Source organism: Sinorhizobium saheli (assembly GCF_001651875.1).
In the GTDB taxonomy this organism is placed as follows: domain Bacteria; phylum Pseudomonadota; class Alphaproteobacteria; order Rhizobiales; family Rhizobiaceae; genus Sinorhizobium; species Sinorhizobium saheli.
In genome coordinates, this window is record NZ_LNQB01000063.1 from 15,976 (window position 1) to 34,732 (window position 18,757).

The 18,757-nt window shown below is 64.0% G+C and carries 20 protein-coding genes; 6 read left to right on the plus strand and 14 right to left on the minus strand.

The annotated features are described in order from the left end of the window. The 4 genes from ATB98_RS06905 to ATB98_RS06920 form a co-directional block, all read right to left on the minus strand. Positions 1 to 258 (minus strand): hypothetical protein, encoded by a 258-nt coding sequence (locus tag ATB98_RS06905; RefSeq protein ID WP_066871021.1) that lies wholly within the window; start codon positions 256 to 258, stop codon positions 1 to 3. Further along, a complete protein-coding gene (locus ATB98_RS06910; RefSeq protein WP_202879842.1) occupies positions 255 to 1,115 on the minus strand; it encodes an alpha/beta fold hydrolase in 861 nt (286 codons plus the stop codon). The genes ATB98_RS06905 and ATB98_RS06910 overlap by 4 nt, the downstream gene beginning before the upstream one ends. Next, entirely contained in the window at positions 1,112 to 2,635 is a 1,524-nt protein-coding gene (locus ATB98_RS06915; RefSeq protein WP_066871024.1) for a class I adenylate-forming enzyme family protein, read from the minus strand. The genes ATB98_RS06910 and ATB98_RS06915 overlap by 4 nt, the downstream gene beginning before the upstream one ends. Positions 2,636 to 2,835: 200 nt before the next feature. After that, complete coding sequence (locus ATB98_RS06920; protein WP_066871027.1) at positions 2,836 to 3,477, minus strand: TetR family transcriptional regulator; 642 nt, start codon at positions 3,475 to 3,477, stop codon at positions 2,836 to 2,838. 399 nt (positions 3,478 to 3,876) lie between these two features. Between ATB98_RS06920 and ATB98_RS06925 the strand changes: the two genes are divergently transcribed. The 4 genes from ATB98_RS06925 to ATB98_RS06940 all read left to right on the plus strand — a co-directional run bounded on the left by ATB98_RS06925 (position 3,877) and on the right by ATB98_RS06940 (position 7,774). Further along, positions 3,877 to 4,440 carry a TRAP transporter small permease gene (locus ATB98_RS06925; protein ID WP_066871030.1) on the plus strand — a complete coding sequence of 188 codons (564 nt, stop codon included), beginning with the start codon at positions 3,877 to 3,879 and terminating at the stop codon, positions 4,438 to 4,440. Between the two features lie 10 nt (positions 4,441 to 4,450). Continuing rightward, positions 4,451 to 5,731 carry a TRAP transporter large permease subunit gene (locus ATB98_RS06930; RefSeq protein ID WP_066871033.1) on the plus strand — a complete coding sequence of 427 codons (1,281 nt, stop codon included), beginning with the start codon at positions 4,451 to 4,453 and terminating at the stop codon, positions 5,729 to 5,731. Positions 5,732 to 5,801: 70 nt separating this feature from the next. Then, the gene (locus tag ATB98_RS06935) at positions 5,802 to 6,818 is read left to right on the plus strand and encodes a TRAP transporter substrate-binding protein (protein ID WP_066871036.1); all 1,017 of its coding nucleotides are present in this window, start codon (positions 5,802 to 5,804) and stop codon (positions 6,816 to 6,818) included. A gap of 95 nt (positions 6,819 to 6,913) precedes the next feature. Beyond that, entirely contained in the window at positions 6,914 to 7,774 is an 861-nt protein-coding gene (locus ATB98_RS06940) for a shikimate dehydrogenase (protein ID WP_066871039.1), read from the plus strand. A gap of 160 nt (positions 7,775 to 7,934) precedes the next feature. On the opposite strand, the gene ATB98_RS06945 is transcribed toward ATB98_RS06940, so the two are convergent. The 9 genes from ATB98_RS06945 to ATB98_RS06985 form a co-directional block, all read right to left on the minus strand. After that, positions 7,935 to 8,276, minus strand: coding sequence for a MurR/RpiR family transcriptional regulator (locus ATB98_RS06945; RefSeq protein ID WP_407695285.1), 342 nt, complete (start codon positions 8,274 to 8,276; stop codon positions 7,935 to 7,937). A 12-nt stretch (positions 8,277 to 8,288) separates the two neighbouring features. Beyond that, positions 8,289 to 9,230 carry a sugar phosphate isomerase/epimerase family protein gene (locus ATB98_RS06950; protein WP_066871045.1) on the minus strand — a complete coding sequence of 314 codons (942 nt, stop codon included), beginning with the start codon at positions 9,228 to 9,230 and terminating at the stop codon, positions 8,289 to 8,291. An 80-nt stretch (positions 9,231 to 9,310) separates the two neighbouring features. Beyond that, the gene (locus ATB98_RS06955; RefSeq protein ID WP_066871049.1) at positions 9,311 to 10,483 is read right to left on the minus strand and encodes a Gfo/Idh/MocA family protein; all 1,173 of its coding nucleotides are present in this window, start codon (positions 10,481 to 10,483) and stop codon (positions 9,311 to 9,313) included. A 30-nt stretch (positions 10,484 to 10,513) separates the two neighbouring features. Beyond that, on the minus strand, positions 10,514 to 11,539 hold the full coding sequence (locus ATB98_RS06960; RefSeq protein WP_066871052.1) for a Gfo/Idh/MocA family oxidoreductase: 1,026 nt from the start codon (positions 11,537 to 11,539) through the stop codon (positions 10,514 to 10,516). Continuing rightward, positions 11,536 to 12,441, minus strand: a complete 906-nt coding sequence (locus ATB98_RS06965; protein ID WP_066871055.1) for a sugar phosphate isomerase/epimerase family protein — start codon at positions 12,439 to 12,441, stop codon at positions 11,536 to 11,538. Before ATB98_RS06965 ends, ATB98_RS06960 begins: the two co-directional genes overlap by 4 nt. A 108-nt stretch (positions 12,442 to 12,549) precedes the next feature. Further along, the gene (locus ATB98_RS06970; RefSeq protein WP_066871223.1) at positions 12,550 to 13,374 is read right to left on the minus strand and encodes an ATP-binding cassette domain-containing protein; all 825 of its coding nucleotides are present in this window, start codon (positions 13,372 to 13,374) and stop codon (positions 12,550 to 12,552) included. A 9-nt stretch (positions 13,375 to 13,383) separates the two neighbouring features. Further along, positions 13,384 to 14,382 (minus strand): ABC transporter permease, encoded by a 999-nt coding sequence (locus ATB98_RS06975; protein ID WP_066871058.1) that lies wholly within the window; start codon positions 14,380 to 14,382, stop codon positions 13,384 to 13,386. A 10-nt stretch (positions 14,383 to 14,392) separates the two neighbouring features. Continuing rightward, positions 14,393 to 15,442, minus strand: coding sequence for an ABC transporter permease (locus tag ATB98_RS06980; RefSeq protein ID WP_084435349.1), 1,050 nt, complete (start codon positions 15,440 to 15,442; stop codon positions 14,393 to 14,395). A gap of 104 nt (positions 15,443 to 15,546) precedes the next feature. Next, on the minus strand, positions 15,547 to 16,521 hold the full coding sequence (locus tag ATB98_RS06985) for a sugar ABC transporter substrate-binding protein (RefSeq protein WP_066871060.1): 975 nt from the start codon (positions 16,519 to 16,521) through the stop codon (positions 15,547 to 15,549). Positions 16,522 to 16,682: 161 nt separating this feature from the next. On the opposite strand from ATB98_RS06985, the gene ATB98_RS06990 reads away from it, so the two are divergent. Next, entirely contained in the window at positions 16,683 to 17,717 is a 1,035-nt protein-coding gene (locus ATB98_RS06990) for a LacI family DNA-binding transcriptional regulator (protein ID WP_066871063.1), read from the plus strand. A gap of 54 nt (positions 17,718 to 17,771) precedes the next feature. On the opposite strand, the gene ATB98_RS27880 is transcribed toward ATB98_RS06990, so the two are convergent. Further along, positions 17,772 to 18,008, minus strand: a complete 237-nt coding sequence (locus tag ATB98_RS27880) for a helix-turn-helix domain-containing protein (RefSeq protein ID WP_268801779.1) — start codon at positions 18,006 to 18,008, stop codon at positions 17,772 to 17,774. 234 nt (positions 18,009 to 18,242) lie between these two features. Here ATB98_RS27880 and ATB98_RS07000 point away from each other — a divergent pair, with 234 nt between their 5' ends. Further along, on the plus strand, positions 18,243 to 18,755 hold the full coding sequence (locus tag ATB98_RS07000; RefSeq protein WP_066871066.1) for a hypothetical protein: 513 nt from the start codon (positions 18,243 to 18,245) through the stop codon (positions 18,753 to 18,755). Positions 18,756 to 18,757 lie beyond the last annotated feature (2 nt).

An 18,757-nucleotide genomic window follows, 5' to 3' on the forward strand; every position in this document is an offset into this window, starting at 1 on the left:
TCAAGCCTCCTCCCTTTTCATTATCTTCATGTAGTCGCGGTTCGACCTGCCGGCCTGAAGCCAGAAGCCCCAGGTCAGCATCGTGTTCACGCCGAGATCGGCGAGTTCGCGAACGCGGTATTCGCGGACCAGGGCCCGTTCGCGGTCATCAAGCTGATATCGTCTCAGAAAGGCCTCCGGGTCATCGGCGAATTTCTTCTTGTTCGCGCCCGAGGCCGACAGGTCGTACAGGACCTTTTCCAGCGTGTTGCGGCTCATTCGTTTTCTCCCAGAAAGTCTGTCACCAGCTTGAGGAACTCGGCTTCCCGCTCGATCTGCACCCAGTGGCCGCATTTGCCGAAACTGTGCAGGTCCGAATTGACCAGCCATTGATGCATGTCGAGCGCGCGATCATAGGGAACCACGCGGTCCTCACGGCCGTGAAGGATCAGCGCCCGGTGTTCGACCTTGCGCAGCAGCTTTTCGGGGATACCGCGGACAATGGGGTTTTCACCCTGCGGCGGCGGCATCAGCCGGTGGAACGCCTCGAGCGCGCCATCGCGGGTCGCGGCCTCGAACCGGGCCTCAATCAGATCCTCGGTGATGAAGGATGGATCATAGGGGAAGTAGCTGACGGCGCGGCGCATCGAGTCCAGCGTTCCGTCGAACTCTCCCTGGGCGCGCAGGCCTTCAGTCTGGGGAAAATGGCCGCAGGGCGTGCCGAGCAGCACCAGACGATCGATGCGCTCCGGGTGGTTGATGGCCGTCATCAGGCCCAGCGCGCCGCCGAAGGAGTTGCCGACGACCGAGACCTTCTCGATCCCGAGTCGATCGAGGATCGCGACGAAATGCTCGACCCAGAGCATGATGTTGTACTGGGTGTCGGGCTTCAGCTCGGTTGCGCCGAAGCCGGCGATATCGGGCGCTATCACGTCGAAATGACCGGCCAGGGGCGCAATGACCTTGCGCCAGTTGGCCCAGGCCGAAACGCCGGCGCCGGAGCCGTGAAGCAGGGCGACGGGCGAGCCGCGGCCGGCGCGGTGGACGTTTGTCCAATGCTCGGCAGCGGTGATCGTCAGGGTCTGTATCCGGGTGTCGAGCACGCTGTTCTCCATTGAATGTTCGTCCGCACTCATGCCGCCGCTCCGGCCGATGTCCGCCGGGACAAGGCCTTCAGCGCCATGCGGTCCACCTTGCCTGCCGGGGTGAGCGGAAAGGCTTCAAGGATCTCGATCCGGGCCGGGATCTTATAGTTGACCAGATAGGAGGCGCAGGCCCGGGATATCTCTTCCGGTGTCGTGGCCTGGCCCGGCCGCAGGGTGACATAGGCGAGCACGATCTCGCCGGCGCGCTCGTCTGCCGCGCCGCACACGCAGGCGCAGGCCACGGAGGGATGCGACATGATCGCTTCCTCGACCTCGCGCGGAAACACGTTGAAACCCTTGTGGATGATCACATCCTTCTTGCGGTCGGTGATGGTCAGGAAGCCCTGCTCATCCATCACGCCGACATCGCCGGTCAGCACCCAGCCGTCGCGAAGGACCATCGCCGTCTCTTCGGGATCGTTGCAGTAGCCGAGCATCGTATGGGGCCCGCGCACCTTGATCTCTCCGGCCTCACCGGCGCGCAGAACGCGCGATCCGGTCTCCATGTCGACGATGCTGATTTCGGTGTCCGGCACGGCCTTGCCGACACTGCCCGCCTTGATCCCGGTCTCGACCGTGTTCACCGCAAGCGGCGCACCCTCGGTCATGCCGTAGCCTTCATAGATCGTCAGGCCGGTCACGTCCTTCCAGCGACGATGGATCTCGAGCGGAAAGGAAGCGCCGCCTCCGGGGCAGACCCGCAACGAAGACAGATCGCGGCGGCCGAGGTCCGGATCGGACATGAGCGCCTGGTAGACGGCCGGCGGCCCGCCGCCGAGGACAGTGACCCGCTCGCGCTCGATGAGGTCCAGCACTTCTGCGGGATGAAACCGCAAAGGGATGATCGAGGAGCCGCCACACTGGATAGGCAGACAGATACCGGCAAGGAACCCGTAGATATGACTGAAGGGCGCGATCGGCAGGAAGACTTCGCCCTCCTGGAGCGGCCAGCCCCACTGCATCCGCGCACCCGCGGCCAGCAGCCTGTCGTGCGTGTAGCGAATGCGCTTGGGCGTTCCCGTCGTGCCGCCTGAATAGAAATAGCAGGCCGTTTCGTCCCCGGCCGTGGCGCTCGAGGACATTCCGGCATCGAGCGAAATCCAGTGCCTTATCCTGTCGCCATCGACCACGACGGCCGCGTCGTCGAACTCCAGCACCTGCCCGGCGAAGACAAGTTCCGGGGCCAGCTCCTCCACGAGCTTCCGCCCCGCTTTTTCGGGCATCGCCGCATTCAGCACCGCCGGGCGCCCACCCGAGAACAGTACTGCAAGGTATGTTATGAAGAAGCCGGGGCCGTTGCCCATGAACATGGCCACATCGCGGCCCTCGAGCCGTTCCCGGTGCAGCTCGCCAAAGCCGCGAACCGCCGAAAGCGCTTCACCCCAGCTCAGAGCAAAGGTCGAACTTTTAACGAAAAGCCTGTCAGCGTGCGCGGTGGCGCGCCTTTCGAACGCAGAAACCAGGCTGGCCTCAGCCTCGACGTTGCGCCAATCGAGGAAATTCCTGGACATCGGCGGCCCCTCCCCGGCCTGGATCTCGCTCCTCACCCCATGCCCGGATCGTGTCATAGCTCGGGTTTTGATGTCAATACTCTTTAGTACTGTTTTTGATGTCGGCGCACGAATGCGGTTTCGAGCGCCCGTTCGGTGCAGGAGCGTCTCGCCGTTGAATTTGCTTCGCTAGGAATGCGGTCTGGAGGCGCGGCCCCGCCCTACCGGCTCTTCAGATAGCTCACCACCGCATCGGCGATCATCGTGCGATGCCGCTCGATCGTCTGGGGCTCCGACAGGTCTCGCCGGAAGATCGTGCCGAATGTGTAGCGGTTCGAGACGCGGAAGAAGCAGAAGGCGCTGATCATCATGTGAATGTCGATCGGGTCGGCGCGGCGGCGGAAGGTGCCGTCGGCAAGCCCGCGGTCGATGATCGCCTCGATCGTCTGGATCACCGAGACGTTGAGGTCGCGGATCGCCTCCGACCTCAGCATGTGGGCGGCGTGATGGATGTTCTCGATGCTGACGAGGCGAACGAAGTCGGGATTGGCCTCGTCGTGGTCGAAGGTGGTGGCGATCAGCGTCCGCAGCGCCTGCTCCGGCGGCAGGTTGGCGAGTTCGAGATCGGCCTCGAGCGTGCGGATCTTGCGATAGGAACGCTCGAGAACGGCAAGGTAGAGCGCTTCCTTGCTGCCGAAGTAATAGTAGATCATCCGCTTCGACGTGCGGGTGCGTTCGGCGATCTGGTCGACGCGCGCGCCGGCGAGACCATGGGTGGAGAACTCCTCCGTCGCCACGTCGAGAATGTCCTCCTGCGTCCTTTGCGGATCGTTCTTCCTGCCGTTTATCTGCCGCTCCGCCATTTCCCGCGCTGCCCCGTCCTTCCATAACCCTCTGATCCGCCGGCCTTATTGTCCATAGAGCGGGATGCGCTCACGTGCGTTCGCGCCGCCGCTCTATCTGTCTGTATTTGCCGCATTTGTGCGACGTCAGGTGATTCCACCTGACTGCAAAATGCTCTGGCGGCAGCGCCGAACGAGGGATCCTCCACAGGCGATGCATCAAGACATATTCACCTTGCCGTTTCGATTCAACCGGCAGCCGTCTTGACTTCCGAACTAGTTAGTACATTTTTGGAGAAGCAAGCCGGACGCGCGGAGGAGCGCGGGTCGCGGCCCCGGGCGACCCGCCCGGTGTTGGGAGGGAGCAGCCTGCCGCGGCCTTCGTCGCGTCCGGCGCGCCGTGTCGCTTGGGAGGAGCGAATGACGCGCATCATCGATTTCTGTTTCCTGGCGCTGAAGGCGGCGATTGCGCTGCTGCTGGCCGGCATGGTCGTGCTCGTGTTCGGCAATGTTGTCTTGCGCTATGCCTTCAACCAGGGGATCACGGTGTCCGAGGAGCTGTCGCGGATGTTCTTCGTCTGGCTCACCTTCCTCGGCGCCGTCGTCGCCCTGCGCGAGCACGGCCATCTCGGCGTCGATTCGCTGATCAAGCGACTGCCGCCGCTCGGCGCCAAGGTCGCCGTCCTTGGCGGGCACGGGCTGATGCTCTATGCGACGTGGCTGATGATCAGCGGCAGCTGGAGCCAGACGCTGATCAATCTCCATGTCGGCGCGCCGGCGACCGGCATCTCCATGGCCTTCTTCTACGGCGCCGGCCTCGCCTTCGGCATTCCGGCCTTCCTGATCCTGCTTTCCGACGCCTTCGCCGTCGCGACCGGCCGCATCGACGTGACCACGGCCGAGCTCGTGCGCGACAGCGAGGACGAGGCCGCACTGAACGAGCTTCCCGAGCCGACGCTCGGCCAGCTTTCGCCGAAGCATTGAGGAGCCGATCATGACCGTGTCCATCTTCCTTGGCGCCCTTCTCGGACCGATGGCGCTCGGCGTGCCGATCGCCTTCGCCCTCGTCTTGAGCGGCGTCGCGCTGATGCTCTATCTCGGCCTCTTCGACGCCCAGATCGTGGCGCAGAACGTGCTCAACGGCGCCGACAGCTTTCCGCTGATGGCTGTTCCCTTCTTCCTGCTCGCCGGCGAAGTCATGAACACCGGCGGCCTTTCGCGCCGGATCGTCGCGCTCGCCATGGCGATGGTCGGCCATATCCGCGGCGGCCTCGGTTTCGTCGCGATCTTCGCCGCCTGCATTCTCTCAAGCCTCTCGGGCTCGGCGGTCGCCGATGCGGCCGCACTCGGCGCGCTGCTGCTGCCGATGATGCTGAAGAGCGGCCATGATGCGGCGCGCGCCGGCGGGCTGCTCGCCTCCGCCTCGATCATCGGCCCGATCATCCCGCCGTCGATCGGCTTCATCCTCTACGGCGTCGTCGGCGGTGTTTCGATCACCAAGCTGTTCCTCGCCGGCATCTTCCCCGGGCTGATGATCGCCGTGGCGCTCTCCGTTACCTGGCTGATCGTCGCCCGCAAGGAGCAGTTCGCGCTGCCGCCGAAGGCGAGCGGCGCGGTGAGGCTCAAGGCCTTCGCCGACAGCATCTGGGCGCTCATGCTGCCGGTGATCATCATCGTCGGGCTGAAATTCGGCGTCTTCACGCCGACGGAAGCCGGGGTGGTGGCGGCCGTCTATTCGCTCTTCGTCTCGATGGTCGTCTATCGCGAATTGCCGCCGGCGCAGCTTTTCCACGTCTTCGTCGCCGCCGCCAGGATCACCGCCGTCGTGATGTTCCTGGTCGCCTGCGCGGCTGTCTCGGCCTGGCTGATCACGGTTGCCGACGTACCGGGCGAGCTTGCCGAACTCGTCGAGCCGCTGATGGGCAACCAGACGGCCCTCCTTATCGCGATCATGGCTCTGATCGTGGTCGTCGGCACCGCCATGGACATGACGCCGACGATCCTGGTGATGACCCCGGTGCTGATGCCGATCATCAAGCAGGCCGGCATCGATCCGGTCTATTTCGGCGTGCTCTTCATCATCAACAATTCGATCGGCCTCATCACCCCGCCGGTCGGCACGGTTTTGAACGTTATCTGCGGCGTGTCGAAACTGTCGATGGAAGAGCTGATGAAGGGCGTCATGCCCTTTCTCGTCGCCGAACTCGTCGTTCTCATCCTGCTCGTCCTGTTCCCGCAGCTGGTGATCGTGCCGGCGGGCTGGTTCGGGCGGTGAGCGAAATGCCCGCGCGGGGAGCGCGGGAGATCAACCGGCCGAGAAAGTTCGGCCCATATGGGAGGAAAGCATGTTGAAGAAACTTGGCACACTGGCGCTCGGCATCGCCCTGCCGCTGGCGCTTGCGATCGCCGGACCGGCCGCAGCCGAAGTCCGCGACCAGACGATCAAGTTCGCCTCGGCGAACAACAAGGGCCACCCGCAGGTGACCGGCATGGAGAAATTCGCCGAGCTGGTCAAGGAGAAGAGCGGCGGCAAGATCGAGGTGAAGCTCTTCCCGGGCGGCACACTCGGCGGCGACGTCCAGACGATTGCGGCGCTGCAGGGCGGCGTGATCGAGATGACCGTGCTCAACGCCGGCATTCTGGCAAGCAACGCCAAGCAGTTCGGCGCCGTCGACCTTCCCTTCCTCTTCAACAGCGGCGAGGAAGCCGACAAGGTGATGGACGGCCCCTTCGGCGCGAGCCTGATGGAACTTCTGCCCGATACCGGGCTCGTCGGGCTGGCCTATTGGGAACTCGGCTTCCGCAATCTCACAAACAACCGCCATCCGGTGACCAAGCTCGACGACATCAAGGGCTTGAAGATCCGTACGATCCAGTCGCCGATCCCGGTCGAGCTCTTCAACGCGCTCGGCGCCAATGCCGTGCCGCTTCCCTACACCGAGCTCTATACGGCGCTCGAAACCGGAACGGTCGACGGGCAGGAGAATCCGGCCGCCAACATCCTGAACGCCAAGTTCTACGAGGTGCAGAGATACATGACGCTCACCCGTCACCAGTACAACCCGCAGATCGTGCTGATCTCGAAGAAATTCTGGGACGACCTCAATGACGAGGAAAAGGCGGTCCTGCAACAGGCGGCGGTCGAAGCACGCGACTTCCAGCGCAAGGTCTCGCGCGAGGCCGATGCCGCCGCCCTCGATGAAATCCGCCAGACCGGCATGGAGATCAGCGAACTCAGCCCGGAAGAGACGCAGAAGCTGCGCGACGCGGTCAAGCCGCTGATCGAAAAGTTCAGCGCCGATATCGGTCAGGAGACCGTGCAGACGCTGTTCAAGGAAATCGGCGCCGCACGCGGGCAGTGACAGACGGGGCAAGCCGGCCCGCCTGACGACCTGGCGGGCCGGACCAACGCGACGTGACGAACGCGACGGGATGGACGGGAGTGGAACCGGAAAACATGACCGAAACACTTGTGAGACCCCTGAGGGCCGGCCTGATCGGCGCGGGCATCCAGGCCTCGCTGACGCCTCGGATGCACATGGTCGAGGGCGCGGCCCACGGGCGCAGCTACGACTACGAGCTGATCGACCTTCTCGCCCTCGGCGCAACGGAAGCCGACCTGCCGCGCCTCATCGCCGATGCGGAGAGCCGCGGGCTGGCCGGGCTCAACATCACCCATCCCTGCAAGCAGGCGGTCATCCCCTATCTGGACGAACTCGCGCCCGACGCCCGGCGGCTCGGCGCCGTCAACACGGTGGTGCTCAAAGGCGGCCGCCGCCATGGCCACAACACCGACTGGTGGGGCTTTGCCGAGAGCTTCCGGCGCGGCCTGCCGGCGGCCGATCTCTCCTCAGCCGTGCAGCTCGGCGCCGGCGGCGCGGGCGTCGCCACCGCCTATGCGGGCCTCTCGCTCGGGCTGCGGCAGCTTGCCGTCTTCGACCGCGAGCCGGAGCGGGCCGAAGCGCTCGCCGCGATGCTGTCGCCGCTCTTTCCCGACGCCGAGATCACGGCCGGCAGCGACCTCGCCGCGGCGATGCGGAGCGCAGCCGGCCTCATCCATGCCACCCCGACCGGCATGGCCAAATATCCGGGGCTTCCGCTCGACCCCGAACTGCTTGCACCCCGCCACTGGGTCGCCGAGATCGTCTATTTCCCGCTCGAAACGGCGCTGCTCGAGGAGGCGAGGCGGCGCGGCTGCCGCACCCTCGACGGCGGCGGCATGGCGGTGTTCCAGGCGGTCGGCGCCTTTCGGCTGTTCACCGGCCTCGAACCCGATGCGGCGCGGATGCTCGACCACTTCAAGGCGATGACGGGGTGAGGAACTGGTCGGCGGGCCTGGCGCACCCCCCTCTGCCCTGCCGGGCATCTCTCGCACGAGGAGGGTTGCCCGTTGAGGACCTTGTTCCAAGCCAGCGCTGGCGGGAATCCATGTGAGCGCATCACAGCCGGGCGACAGCGTAAATTTCGGGGTTGCCCAACTACGCCGCGCGATCGCGAATATGGTCTCGCAGGATAGCCTTCAGCTCGGCGAACGTGCGCAGGCCGAGGTGCGGCGCCAGCCGCTGGACCGTGGTCACCGAAACATTGCATCGCTTCGCGATCGTTGCGGCGCTTTCGAAGACTGCCGTTTCGGGGCGATCGATGATTTCTCGCGCCACGCGCTCCAGAGTGTCCGGAAAGGTGATCTGCCGCTTGGCGATATCGCGCTTCAGTTCCTGAAGGGTTTTCACACTGTTGCTTTCTTCCATCGCCCGTATCTCGCATGGTGCATCGATTTGACTGACAGTCCTGCGGGTGCCGCGAGTGTTTGTTGGCGGCACCCGCAGGTTTTCTCAACGGCTGATCGTCGCCTGGAGTGCGTCGATCGAGGACTGGATCCCTGCCTCGGTGGACATGGTGAAGTCCTCCATCTCAAGGCTGACCCAGCCGTTGTAGCCGCACATCCTGACGACCGAGAAGAACTCCTTCCACCACTGCAGGTCACGACCGGCGCCGACGGCAACGTAGTTCCAGCTCCGGTTGGCGACGTCGGTGACCTCCTTCAGTTCGAGCAGCCCGTTGACGTCGGCGAGACCCCGCTCGATGCGCGTATCCTTGCCGTGGCAATGATGAATGGCCGAACCCAGCGCGCGGGCGGAGGCGATCGGATCGGCGCCTATCCACATCAGATGCGAGGGGTCGAGGTTCATGCCGACCGTCGGGCCGACCTCGTTGCGCAGACGGAACAGGGTCTCGGGATTCCAGACGAGCATCGCCGAGAAGTTTTCGAGCGCGTATCTCTCGACGCCGACCTCCCTGGCGAGCTTCACCAGGTCGTGCCAGAGCGGGAAGGCGCGATCCTCCCACTGGTAGCGGTCGCGCTCCGGCATCTCGTCGGGCCAGCTCTTGGTGTACACGAGCCAGTTCGGCACCATGTCGCCGGGTGCCGCCTCCGGCAGGCCGGACATGGTCACGATGGTCTTGACGCCGATCTCGCCGGCGAGGCGGATCGTCTGCTCCATCTCCTTGCGGTGACGCTTGCCCATGTCGCCCGGATCGAGCGGGTTGGCCGAGCAGTTGAGCGCCGCGATCTTCAGGCCGCGCGCCTCGATCTCCTTGAGCTTGGTTCTCAGGAGCTGCTTGTCGGCCAGCAATTCGTCGGCCCGGAAATGCGGCGCGCGCGACCAGCCGCCGCCGGTCATCTCGATACCTTCAACGCCGAGCTTGACGCATTTGTCGAGCATGTCGGTAAAAGACAGGTCGCCCATTACGTCGGTGCAAATGGAAAGTTTCATGGGTAGATCTTTCTCTGTCGAAAAGGGGGGCGCGCGCTCGGGAGATGGACGGCGAAAGTCCAGCGCGCCCCCAGGTTGAACTATCTGAAGTCGATCCAAGCCGAACCCGCATCCGCCGAACGGACGCAGTTTTCCAGCCACCGGACGCCTTCGGTGCCGGCCTTGATGCCCGGGTAGTGGTGCGCCTTCAGGAAGGCTTCGTCGCCGCGCTGCTTCGCGTCGATCGCCTGGGCGATCCACAGGTAGATGTTCGACCAGCTATCGCCGAGACCCTCGGTATGGAGCGCGCCCATGCGATCGACGGCGAGACTTTCTTCCTCGAGATAGGGCATGCCGTGATGCAGGGTGCGGTTCGGCTCGCCCTGAACTTCATAGATCAGCTGGTCCGGGCGGCTGTCGGACCATTCGACGGAGGCCTTGGAGCCGACGAAGCGATAGCGCTGGCTGCCCATGTTCCCCGCGTCCACCGACGAAACCCAGAGACGACCGCGGGCGCCATTGTCGTAGTGCATGAGCACCGTGGCATGGTCTTCGAGCGGGGCGCGGGTCGGGATGAACGCCTTGCGGTCGCAGAGCAGCTTCTCGATCTTCAGATGCGGCAGGACGATTTCGGAGAGATAATAGAGATGCGTGCCGATATCGCCGAGAACGAAGGTCGGGCCGGCGGTCTTGGGGTTGGTGCGCCATTTCACGGCCTCGCCTGCGCCGACATCGTCGCCGGAGTTGAAGCCGTGGGTATATTGCATGTCGACGATGCGGATATCGCCGAGCATGCCCTTCCTGACCATGGCCGCCATCTGGTGGACGAGCGGATGGCCGGTGAAGCCGTAGGTGACGCCGACGATCAGGCCCTTCTCGTTGGCGAGCTTCTCGATCTCCTCGCATTCGGCGACGGTGAAGAAGAGCGGCTTTTCGCAGATGACGTGCAGCCCGGCTTCCAGGCAGGCCCTGGTGATCTCGTAATGGGTGAAGTTCGGCGTGGCGATCGAGACGACCTCGACGCCGTCCTCACGCCGCGCTTCGCCTGCGATCAGTTCCTGATAAGTGGCATAGCAGCGGTCCGCCTCGACGCCGAGCTTCACGCCGAAATCACGGCCTCGCTCGGCGTCGAGGTCGAAGGCGCCGGCGACCAGCCGATAGGTGCCGTCCCTGAGCGCACCGGTGCGGTGCTTGTAGCCCACCTGGCCGGTGCGGCCGCCGCCGACCATGCCCCAGCGCAAGGGGCGGGAAATCGTTCTTTCTCCGTTGGTCATCCAATCATCTTTCCTGGAGTGGCCGACCGGTCATTCTGCCGCCATTGCGGTCAGAGGTCCGTAAAGGCCGGGTTTCGCTATCATGCTGATTGGTTCGAGCCCGCGGCTCGCCACCGCACACAGGGCGGCATCGGCGACCAGCGTGGCCGCGTATCCATCCCAGGTGGAAGGACCGGTCGCGGTGCCTTCCGACGCCGCCTCGATCCATTCCCGGAACTCCTGGTCGTAGGCTTCGATGAAGCGCTCGCGCCAATCCGCGGGGATCGCCTGGCGGATGCCGTTCGAGTCGGAGATCACGGTTGCCGGGCGGTTCGGCAGCGCGGCAACACCCGCCTCGCAGCTCACCTCGCCGCGGATGTCGTACCCATAGGCGATGTTCACCGAGATCTCGACGTCGACGAGCGCGCCGGAAGCCATGTGCAGAAGCACGAAGACCGGGTCGCGCAACTCGCCACCGCGCGAGGAGCGGCGCGGCACGCGCACCTCGACCCCGGTGACCTCGTCCGACAGCAGCCAGCGGGAAATGTCCGCATCATGCACCAGCGTGTCGTTCAGCGGCATCTCGGACGTGTAGAGACCCTCGGGCACCGAGGCATTGCGATGCACGGAATGGAACATGAGCGGAGCGCCGAGTTTTCCTCCGTCGATCACGGCCTTGAGGCGGCGATAGTCGGCATCGAAGCGGCGCATGAAGCCCACCTGCACGAGCCGCCGGCCGAAGGCCACTTCGGCCTCCATCACGCGCAGTGCTGCGGCTTCCGAGGTCACCAGCGGCTTTTCGCAGAACACCGGCTTGCCGGCGGCGATTGCCGCGAGCAGTTGCTCCTCATGTGCCGGCCCCCAGGAGCAGATGACCACCGCCTGCACTTTCTCCGAGGAGATCAAAGCCGCGGGGGTTGCGAACACTTCCGCCCCTTCGGGGGCGGCGGCAGCGGCGCGGGCCTGGTCGATATCGGTGACACCCACGACCTCGACGCCGGACAGGACTTTCGTAAGGCGGCGAATATGATCCTGGCCGATCATACCCGTGCCGATGATGCCAACCTCGAGGGTCATTTTGCCCCCCAGTACTTGTCGATGTAGCGTTGCATCTCGCTGCGCATGAACGTGCCGGAATGGTCCGCCTTGTCTTCCCAGGCGAACACGCAAGCCGTCATGATGCCGTCGAAGCCCACCTCGGCGAGCGTGCCGAAGAAGTCGTCCCAGGGCACCTCCCCCTGGCCGATGTTGAGGTGCTGGTGTACCCGGGCGTTGGTGCCCGGCGGGTTGAGGATGTAGCGCAGGCCCGAAGAGGCCTTGTGGTTGAACGTGTCGCCGACATGGACATGGGCGAGCACGTCGGCGCATTCCTTAAGCATCGCCTTGGTGTCGTCGCCGAAATAGAAGGTGTGCGGCGCGCAGTAGAGGAACTTGACGTTCTTCGAATTCACCGTGCGGATGATGTCCACCGCCGGCTGCAGCGTCTCGCACCAGTCTTCCGGATGCGGCTCGACATGGAGGTTGATGCCTTCCCTCTCGAAGAGCGGCACCAGTTCCTCCATCGAGCGCCACCAGGCATCCTCGCAGGCCTCGATCATCGAGCCGGTGTGGCAGCAGTAGCACGAGCCCTTGTCGGGATGCGGGCCGCGGCCGAACTCGGAATTCATCGTGTCGACTTCCATCTCCACGCAGATCTCGATGGCGCGCTTCCAGTGCTTCACCGCCGCCTGGCGCTCGGCTTCGTCGTTCGAGGCCCAGCGGTACATCGGTAGCAGCGAGGCGATGCCGACACCGTTCTCCTTCAGCGCCTTCTTGAAGCTCTTGATGCGGTTCGGGAAGACACGCGGCGCCTTGAACCATTCGAGGAAGTCGCCGCGGGGCGACAGCTCGATCCAGTCGTAGCCGAGTTCCTTGACCTTCCGGGGCAACGCCTCGAGCGAGAGATGCCGATGCATGAACGGGTCGAGTGCAATCTTCATTTTGACCTCCTGATTCCGGACGCAATTCTCCCTCCTTCGGCGGCGGCCCTTTCAGGTGCGGTCGAAGCCGAGCGCCTTGCGCAATTCGCTTGTGAATGCCGTCAGCGATTACTGGGCCGGCGGCGGCGGTTGCCCCTCGTGGCTTTGCATATAGGTCTCGATCTGCGCCTCGAGGTCCGCCATGGTTTCGCCGCCAGCCATCAGGTCGGTGATCTCCTCGCGGGTCTTCTCGCCCCTGCGGAAGTCCGCGGCGATCGCGCCGCGGATGAGCACGGCGAAGTGATCGCCCACCGCCATCGCATGCATGACCTGGTGGGTGATGAAGATCACCGCCAGGCCCCGCCGCTTCGCCTCGTTGACGATCCTGAGCACGTGTGCGGCCTGTTTCACGCCGAGCGCGGCGGTCGGTTCGTCGAGGATCAGCACGCGGGCGCCGAAATGCACGGCCCGGGCAATCGCAAGCGACTGGCGTTCGCCGCCCGAAAGCCCGCCGACCAGGCGATCGCCGTCATCGATGCGGGTGATGCCGAAGTCCTGCACGGCCTTGACGGCAATCTCGTTGGCGGTCTTGCGGTCATAGACCTTAAACGGGCCCCAGCCCCTGGTCGGTTCGACGCCGACGAAGAAGGAGCGGCCGATCGACATCAGCGGAAAGGTGCCGCCGAATTGATGCACCGTCGAGATCCCCTTTTCCTGGGCATCGCGGGGACCGCTGAACTCGACCGGCTCGCCGTCCATCAGGATGGTGCCGCGCGTCGGCTTGTGCACCCCGGCAAGCGTCTTGATGAGCGTCGACTTGCCGGCGCCATTGTCCCCGAGCAGGCATAGCACCTCGCCCGCACGGACCTTGAGCGAGATGTCGTGCAGCACGTCGATCGGACCAAAGCTCTTGTCGACATTTTTGAGTTCAAGGATCGGAGTATTGTCGGACATGGTGAACACTCACCTCTTTCTCTTCGGCACGAAGCTCAGGGCCATCTGCCGGAAGGTATTGTTCATCAGCACGGCGGACATGAGCATCACGCCGATAATGAGGTTGGACCAGTTGCGGTCGATGTCGGTGAAATAGATGCCCTGGTTGACGACCGCGAAGGTCAGCGCGCCGAGGAAGATCCCGACGATCGACCCGAAGCCGCCGGTGAGCAGCACACCGCCCACCACAATCGAGACGATCGTATTGAAGATGTAGTTCATGCCGCCCGAGACCTGCGCGGAGTTGAACAGGATCGCGCCGCACATCCCGACGAAGGAAGCGGCCGTGCTCGATAGGACGAAGAGAGCGATCTTGAGCCTTCTGGTCGGGATGCCGGCGTTGCGGGCGCTGACCTCGTCTCCGCCCATCGCGAAGATCCAGTTGCCGTAGCGCGTCGCGTGAAGAACGAAGCCGAAGACCACCGTCAGCGCGAACCACCACAGGATGATCACCTGGAATTTGCCGAGGATGAGTTGGCCGAAGATCGCCTTGGCCCAGGCGGGCGCCTCGAGCGGAACCGAGGCGCCCCCGGTCAGGATCACGGATCCTGCCAGCACGAGACCCTGGACCGCAACCAGTGTGCCGAGCGTGATGATCAGCGAGGGCACGCTCGTTCGCACCGTCAGGAACCCGTTGACGAGACCCACCAGAACGCCAAGGGCGAGTGCGCCGAGCATGCCGACCGCGATCGGCAACTCGTAATAGCCGGACAGAATGGCGATCGACATCGAACCCGCCGGGATCATCGCGCCGATCGAGATGTCGAGCTCGCCGGCGATCATCAGGAGGCCGACGGGCAAGGCGACGATACCGAGATTGGCCGCGAAGTTGATCCAGCTTGCCGCGCCGAAGAGCGCACCGAGGCTCACGCCGCCGAAGACCACATAGAAGGCAATCACCGCAACGAAGCTCAACGCGGCGCCAAACTCCGGACGACGTAGAAACAATCCGATGGAAAAGCCGTTCATCGCCCCGCCCTCACTTCTTCTTTTTCGTTGCGTAGGACATCGCCATCAGCCGGAACTTGTCGTTCATCATCACCGCGACGAGCAGCAGCGCCCCGATGATGACACTGCCGAGGTTCGGGTCGATGCCGGTGAAATAGATGCCCTGGTTGACGATCGCGAAGGTGAGCGTACCGAGGACGATGCCCACCACCGACCCGGCGCCTCCGGTCAGAAGCACGCCGCCGATGACCACGCACATGATCGAATTGAAGATGAAGGATTGCCCCGCGAGCACCTGCGCGCTCTGGTAGACGAGCACCTGGCTGACGCCGACGAAGGCAGCACAGAAGCCCGACAGCATGTAGAGCGCGACGGTCAGTCTTTCCGTCGGAATGCCGGCGTTGCGGGCCGAGACCTTGTCGCCGCCGAGCGCGAAGATCCAGTTGCCCACGGGCGAGACGTGGAGCAGTTGGAAGAACGCCGCGACGAACAGGAGCCACCAGAAGATCGTCACCTGGAACATGCCGCCGACGAAATCGCCGAGGATCGCCTTGATGGTCGGACCTGGCACGAGCGACACGCCGGTGCTGCCGGCGATGAGCACGGTGAGGCCGAGCGTCAGGCCCATGACGCCGAACATCGACCCGATGGTGACGATCAAGGACGGCACCCCGGTGCGGTTCACCAGGTAGCCGTTGAAGAAACCGACGAGGAGCCCGATGCCCAAGCCCGCGGAGATGCCGACAATCTCCGGGAGGCCGTAGTGGCCGGAGATGATCGCAACCGTCAGGGAAGCCGCCGGAATCACCGCGCCGATCGAGAGGTCCATGTCGCCCGCGATCATCAGCAGCCCGACCGGCAGCGCGACGATGCCGATCTCGGCCGCGACGTTGAGCCAGCTCGCGTAGCCGGCGGGGGACAGGAAGACCTTGCCGCCGACCAGCGCGAAGAAGACGAACACCGCGATCAAGCCGAGGAGCGACCCCGCTTCGGGGCGGCGTGAGAACTGACCTATGGTCACTTTGATGCTTTCGCCACCTGAAGGGACCGAAGAGGCAAGGACACTATTTCTCGTGTTCATTTGACACCACCAATGAGGCCCGCGACCGGTATCGGTCGGCACTATTGGAAGACTGAAGCCGCCCGCCTTATGCGGCAGGCAGCTTCACGACGTTCAGCCGAAGCTCAGCGGGCGCCCGCCTGCACACCCGCCAGGGTGGCCTCGACGTTCTCCTTGTCGATCACGCCGGGACCGGTCAGGATTTCCCGGGTCGGTACGGTGAGGCCATAGTTGACGTTGGCGTTCAGGATCGAGACCGCAAGATAGCCCTGCAGGTAGCCCTGCTGATCGATCGCGCAAAGCTGGGTGCCGGTCTTGATGTTGTTCAGGATGGTCTCGTCCATGTTCATGCCACAGACCTGCACCTGCCCCTGCTTGCCGGCCTGCGTCACACCGTTGACGGCCGAGTTCGTGTCGACATTGCCGATCGCGAACACCGCATTGATCTCCGGGTGCTGCAGCAGGTGCGCCTTCAGGGCCTGCGCCACGGCGGTCGCCGAACCGAAGGAGGTCGCCGGCAGCGGCAGCGACGAACCCGTGCCGCCGCCTTCCGTGACGCCGTCGATCATGCCCTTGCAGAAGGCTTCGATGTTCGCCGCGCCGGGCAGCGTGTTGAGGCAGACGGCATTCTTCAGCTCATGCTTGGCGAAGTAGGTGCCGGCTGCCTTGCCGGAGAGGTAGTCGTTGGAGCCGACATAGTTCATCGCGCCGAGGCGGTCGGCGGCTTCGATGCCGCCGGCATTGTAGATGACCAGCGGGATTTTCGCCTCGACCACCGCCTTGAACGCCGGGTCCATCGCCCCCGGCACCCAGTCCGGGCCGACGATCGCATCGGCGCCCTGGTCGATGGCCTGACGGATGAGTTCGGCCGCGTCGACGCCAAGATTGTCGTAGTTCTGCGGGCCGAGCCAGGTCACCTTGCCGCCCTGCGCCTCCACCACCTTGCCGGCATCCTCGGCGCCGCGCTTCACGATCGACCAGAACGGATCATCCGGCTTGCCGCCGACGACGAAGATGTTGGCGGCCATGACGGCCGTTGCCGTGCAGGTAATGATGGCGGCAGCCGACAGGGTTGCCGCGAGACGGCGATATTTAGTCATTCCTCAATCTCCTCCCTTGGCCCGCCCCTTGGCGTGACCGTGAGAGAAACATATCGCCTGCTTGAAATATCAGAAACGACAAATCATACTGAACATTCATAAAGTATCAGAGCGTGTCATTCACAATGACACAAACAGCGCGGACGAGAAGGCGAACCATCATGCGTCGGCCCACCATTGCGGATCTCGCCAAGGAGGCGGGCGTCTCCATCTCGACGGTCAACAGGATCCTTGCAGGCACCGCTTCGGTCAAAGGCACGACTGTACAGCTCGTCCAGTCTGCCGCGGAGCGCATTGGCTTTTACGGTGTCGGCGCGATCGAGGACCGGTTGCGCAAGTCCGTGCCGAAGTATCGACTTGGCTTTCTGCTCCAGCAATCGAGCCGTGAGCTTTACCAGCTCTTCGGCAGGAAGATCGCCGAGGCGTGTCATGCGAGGCGTGACGAGGTCGTCGATCCGGTCATCGATTTCGTCGATCTGCTCACGCCGGAGAATATCGCAGGCCGGCTCAAGGCCCTTGGTGAAGCCTGCGACGCCGTCGCCGTCATCGCCGCAGATCATCCGGTAATCGCCCAGGCCATCCGCGAGCTGCATGACAGGCGCAAACCGGTCACCGCATATATTACCGATCAATCTGCCCGCGAAAGAGCCGCTTACGTCGGAGCCGACAATTGGAAGATGGGGCGAACAGCAGCATGGCTTATTGGGCACATGACCCCCGAGCCGGGGCGCATTGCCGTCTTCATCGGCAATCACCGCTACCAATGTCAGGACGTCGCCGACGCGAGCTTCCGCTCCTACATGCGGGAACACGCGCCGCATCTGAGCATCGAGGACAGTCGCCCCACCCATGAGGAAGCGAGCGAGGCATACCGGATGGTCAAGGAATTGCTGGCGACGACGGATGACCTCGTCGGCATCCTGATCGTCGGGGGCGGTATCTCCGGCGTCTTACGCGCGCTGAGGGAAGCCCCTGAGGACCGGCGCAGGAACGTCCGCGTGGTATGCCGTGACATCGGCCCGGAGACACGAAAGGGCCTCTCCGAAGGGCTGATTACGGCAGCCCTCTGCCACCCGCTGGAGAAGACTTCCGCAACCTTGGTGCAGACGATGGTCGAGACGATGAATCAGGGCGCGCCGGGCAGCACGATCCACCGCACCGTCCCGTTTGATATCGTGACGCCGGAGAATATGTGAAATGTGCCGCCGCAGCGACCTTTGCGCGGCGCTGCAGATCGAAATTTCTGCCCTTCAAACGACTGCGGGCTCGGGACCGCCTTGATGACGGCCTTGCTGCGCGTGGTCTGGTGCGGCTCGATCGCGCGCGGCCGCGTTTCTGATCTCAGCCGGCGTTCGGCCGTAGCTCCGGCGAAACTCGTTGGTGAAATGCGACGTGTTGACAAAGCCGACGTCGAGCGCGACCTCGATGATGGGCTTCTTGCTCGTCAATAGGATCTGCCGCGCCCGGTCCAGGCGCAACCCCGCCACGGCGCGCGGGCATCAACCCAGGATGCATTTTGGAGGAGATCGCTGCGCATCGAGCGCTTCAACCAAGCGGGCGAGGGGTCTATATTGACCATGATCAATGGCAGCCCGGCCTGGTTTCGCTATCATTATTCTTTGAAAACGCACGGTGATCGGTACGGACCTCTTCGATTTACTAAAGACCTTCCGTAGCGGCGATTGCGTCCATGATTGGCTATCAGCAAGAGGAATGCAGAGATGGAACAATCGTTGCATCCGGCCGCAGTCGATCATTTGCCGCCCTTCATAACCGCGCCGGGTCAGACGGACGTCCTCTTCAACGTGATGCTCGTCTTCGTCCTGTTGATGATCTTCCTAGTCGGCATCCTGTATCTGCGGCTGCACGCACTGCCCGAGCACATGGCGCACGGCGCCAGCAAGGTGCAGTTGCAGATCGTCGGCGCCTTGGGGCTGATCGCGCTCTTCACCCATAATCATCTCTTCTGGATCGCCGCGCTGCTGCTCGCCATGGTCGAGTTCCCGGACTTTTCGTCGCCGGTCCGATCCATGGCTCGTTCGCTGGCAAAGATCGCCGGCCGCGACGAGGAGACCGACGGGGACGTATCGGAGGCGCTCGAACCGGAGGCGAGGCCGCCGGATCCGGAACACAAGGCACCGCAACCCGACGCGCCGCAACCCACCGCTCCTCAATGGGTGCCGATCGAGATGACGCCCGCCAGTGCGGACGAGAAGGTGGAGCGGAGGGGCTGAGC